This is a genomic window from Frankia sp. CcWB2, from assembly GCF_977927585.1.
Genome location: NZ_CDWRCM010000303.1, coordinates 1 through 3,229, shown reverse-complemented (window position 1 = coordinate 3,229; position 3,229 = coordinate 1). Strand labels below are relative to the sequence as shown.

Annotated in this window: 3 protein-coding genes; all 3 read right to left on the bottom strand. The window is 69.5% G+C overall.

Features of this window, described 5'->3' with window-relative positions:
* Nucleotides 1-193, bottom strand: a 193-nt coding sequence (locus ACY45C_RS20835) for a VOC family protein (RefSeq protein WP_462189247.1), incomplete at its 3' end; no start/stop codon positions are given.
* 130 nt (nucleotides 194-323) lie between these two features.
* The gene (locus ACY45C_RS20830) at nucleotides 324-1,484 is read right to left on the bottom strand and encodes a family 43 glycosylhydrolase (RefSeq protein WP_462189246.1); all 1,161 of its coding nucleotides are present in this window, start codon (nucleotides 1,482-1,484) and stop codon (nucleotides 324-326) included.
* 72 nt (nucleotides 1,485-1,556) lie between these two features.
* On the bottom strand, nucleotides 1,557-3,137 hold the full coding sequence (locus tag ACY45C_RS20825) for a SulP family inorganic anion transporter (protein WP_462189245.1): 1,581 nt from the start codon (nucleotides 3,135-3,137) through the stop codon (nucleotides 1,557-1,559).
* Nucleotides 3,138-3,229: the final 92 nt, after the last annotated feature.

Here is a 3,229-nt window from a genome sequence, read left to right as displayed (position 1 = left end):
CCCTATAGTGCTGCGCAGTGATCGACTCAACCGGTGGGGTGGCGAAGTCCAAGGTGACACCGTTTGCGGTGACGACCGGGATGAACGGTCCCCACGCGGCGCCGACCTTGAGACCGAGGATATCCGCTAGAAACTCGGCCGATTCCCGGTTGTTCCGGGCATGCACAATAGTATGATTCAGCTCGACTGGCATATGGACCTTCTCCGTAAGTCGCTTTGTCGGCACTTCCAGGGCCTGTGGTCCTCGGTGGAGATACCGGGAATGCTCGGATTCGGAATGTCGTAGTCCGCGAAGACGGCGGGGAGCCGGCCCCACCACCTGATTATCCCACCCGGTCCTCGCCGTCTACCCGGTCCTCGTGCTGCCGGCGGTGCTCGTGGGATGGGTGCTCGTGGGATGGGTCATGCTCGTCCGGATCAAGCACCCGTCCTCGGACGAGGGAGTCGACGTGCAGCGTCACCGCGTCCCGGGTGACGTCGAGCGGAGCGACGACGAACCGACCGATTGGCAGGTAGGCGCCGTCGGGCCGGGAGTCCCAGCTGTGCAGCCCCACCCACCAGCGGTCCCGCGCGTCGGTGAAGGCATGGGCCCCGCTCGGTCCGAAGCCGACCTTTCCCCCGGTCAGCATCGGTTCGTCCGCCGGCCGGCAGGGCCCGAGCGGCCCCTTGCACGACGCGGTCGCCACCACCTGCCGTCCACCGAGCGGCGACGCGGCCGAATAGAGCAGATGGTGACGCCCGCGGGTTGAGATCATCGATGGTGCCGAGATCCGCCCCTGCTGCCAGGACAGGCTCGGGCGGAGCATGACGGCGGGTTCGCTGGCGAGCACGAGTCCGTCGGGTCGCAGCCGCTGCGCCCACAGCGTGGGCGGCGCGCCGTGGTTCCGGCCCGAGCCGCCGCCCGCCCCGGGGCTTGCCCAGGCCAGGTAAGCGCGTCCGGCTTCGTCGACGAAGGGGCTCGGATCCGAACTGCCGCCGTCCGCGGTCTGGCAGATGAAGGGCGCGAGAGAGGTGTCGACGAACGGACCGTCGGCGGAGTCGGCGGTCGCCGCGGAGATACAGCGGACGTCGAGGCCACGCACGGCCGTCGCGTAGTACATGACGAACCCATGGCCGAAGGCGCCGACGGCCGCCGGGCCGAGGCCGCCCGTGGGGTCGGCCCAGGGCGGCAGGGCGTGCAGCGCGGCCGGCTCGATCGTCCAGCTCCGGCGGTCCCGGCTGGAGAGCACGTCGACGGTGCCGGGGGAGTCCGGGTCCACGCCGAAGGCATAGGTCGTCCGGTTGTGGGTGATCAGGGACGGGGTCGAGAACTCGATCCCGGGGACGAGGACGGCCCGGGAATCCGGGCCCGGCCCGGCCCGGACCGGACCGGACCTGGCAAGGTACAACCCGCCTAGGACGATGATGATGACGACCACCGCGGGCTGGCGCCGAGTGAAGTCGATCAGACCCTGAGTGAGCCCGGCGCCCCGCTCTCCGGCCATCCCGCCACCATCCTCAGCGTAAGTATCTGAGTGAGCATCTAATGGCGGAGTGTATTCACGATCAGCTCGACTTCACCGGACGCGGGTCGGTGCCGGCTCGGTCGGTGCCGGTTCCACCTGGGCCGGCTCGGCGGACAGCTTGTGCAGCAGGGTGGCACTACGGGCGTTCACCCCGACCAGGCTCACCTGCGTGCCGCGTTCGCGGTACTTCGCGCACACGTCGTCGAGGGTGGTGACCGCCGCCGAGTCGAGAAGGTGGGCTTCCGAGAGGTCGATGACCACCCGTCCGGGATCGCGCGCGTAGTCGAAGGCGTTCACCAGATCACTGGTCGAGGCGAAGAACAGCGTGCCCTGGACGGAGTAGATCCTCTCCCGGCCCTCCGGGTCGAGCACGCTGGTCACCAGCGCCAGATTCGCGGCCCGGCGGGTGAACAGCAGCGCGGCCAGCACGACGCCCACCCCAACGCCGTAGGCGAGGTTGTGGGTGGGCACCACGACGGCGACGGTCGCCACCATGACCGCGGTCTCGCTGCGGGGCATCCGGCGCAGCGTCGAGGGCTGGATGCTGCGCCACTCGAAGGTCATGACCGACATCATGATCATCACCGCGACCAGCGCCGACATCGGGATGACCCGCACGAGGTCGCGCAGCGGGACGACCAGCATGAGCAGGAAGCCGCCGGCGGCGAAGGTCGACAGCCGGCCCCGCCCGCCCGAGCTGACGTTCACCATCGTCTGGCCGATCATGGCGCAGCCGCCCATCCCGCCGAAGAAGCCGTTGACGATGTTGGCGATCCCCAGGCCCCGGGATTCGTGGTTCGGGTCATGCGTGGTGTCGGTCAACCGATCCACGATCTGCGCGGTCAGCAGCGTCTCCACCAGGCCGACGGCGGTAAGCGCCACCGCGTACGGGGCGATGATCCGCAGTGTCTCCCAGGTCAGCGGCACGTCGGGCACGCCGGGGACGGGCAGTGAGCTCGGCAGCCGGCCCTCGTCGCCGACGGTGGGGACGGAGATGTCGAAACCGGCGGTGACGAGGGTGAGGACCGCCACCGCCACGAGCGGCGGCGGGACCGCTCTGGTCAGGCGGGGGACGGCCAGCAGGATGGCGAGGCCCGCGGCGACGAGGGCGTAGACCTGCCACGACTTGCCGATCACGTGCGGCATCTGCGCGGTGAAGATGAGGATGGCCAGCGCGTTGACGAAGCCGATCATCGCGGCCCGCGGGACGAACCGCATCAGCCGTGCCACCCCGAGCCGGCCGAGCACGAACATCAGCAGGCCCACCCCGATGGTCGTCGCCAGCAGGTAGTTCAGGCCGTGGTCGCGGACCAGGGGGGCGGCGACGAGGGCCATGGAGCCTGCCGCCGCCGAGATCATCGCCGGGCGCCCGCCGGTGAACGCGATGACCACCGAGATGGTGAACGACGCGAACAGACCGACCTTCGGATCGACCCCCGCCACCACGGAGAAGGAGATCGTCTCCGGGATCAGCGCGAGCGAGGTCACCAGGCCGGCGAGCAGTTCCACCCGGACGTAACGAATCCCCGGCCAGTGGCCGGGGAGGCGGCGGGAGTACCAGGGGCCGCCGGGGGCCGTCCGGCGAACGAAGCCCCCGGCGTCGGCGGCCTCTCGGGCGGTTGCACCAGACATGGCGGCGGCCTCCCCTGCCCTCTCTTATACACATCTCCGAGCCCACGAGACGGACTCCTATCTCGTATGCCGTTTTCTGCTTGAAAAAAAAA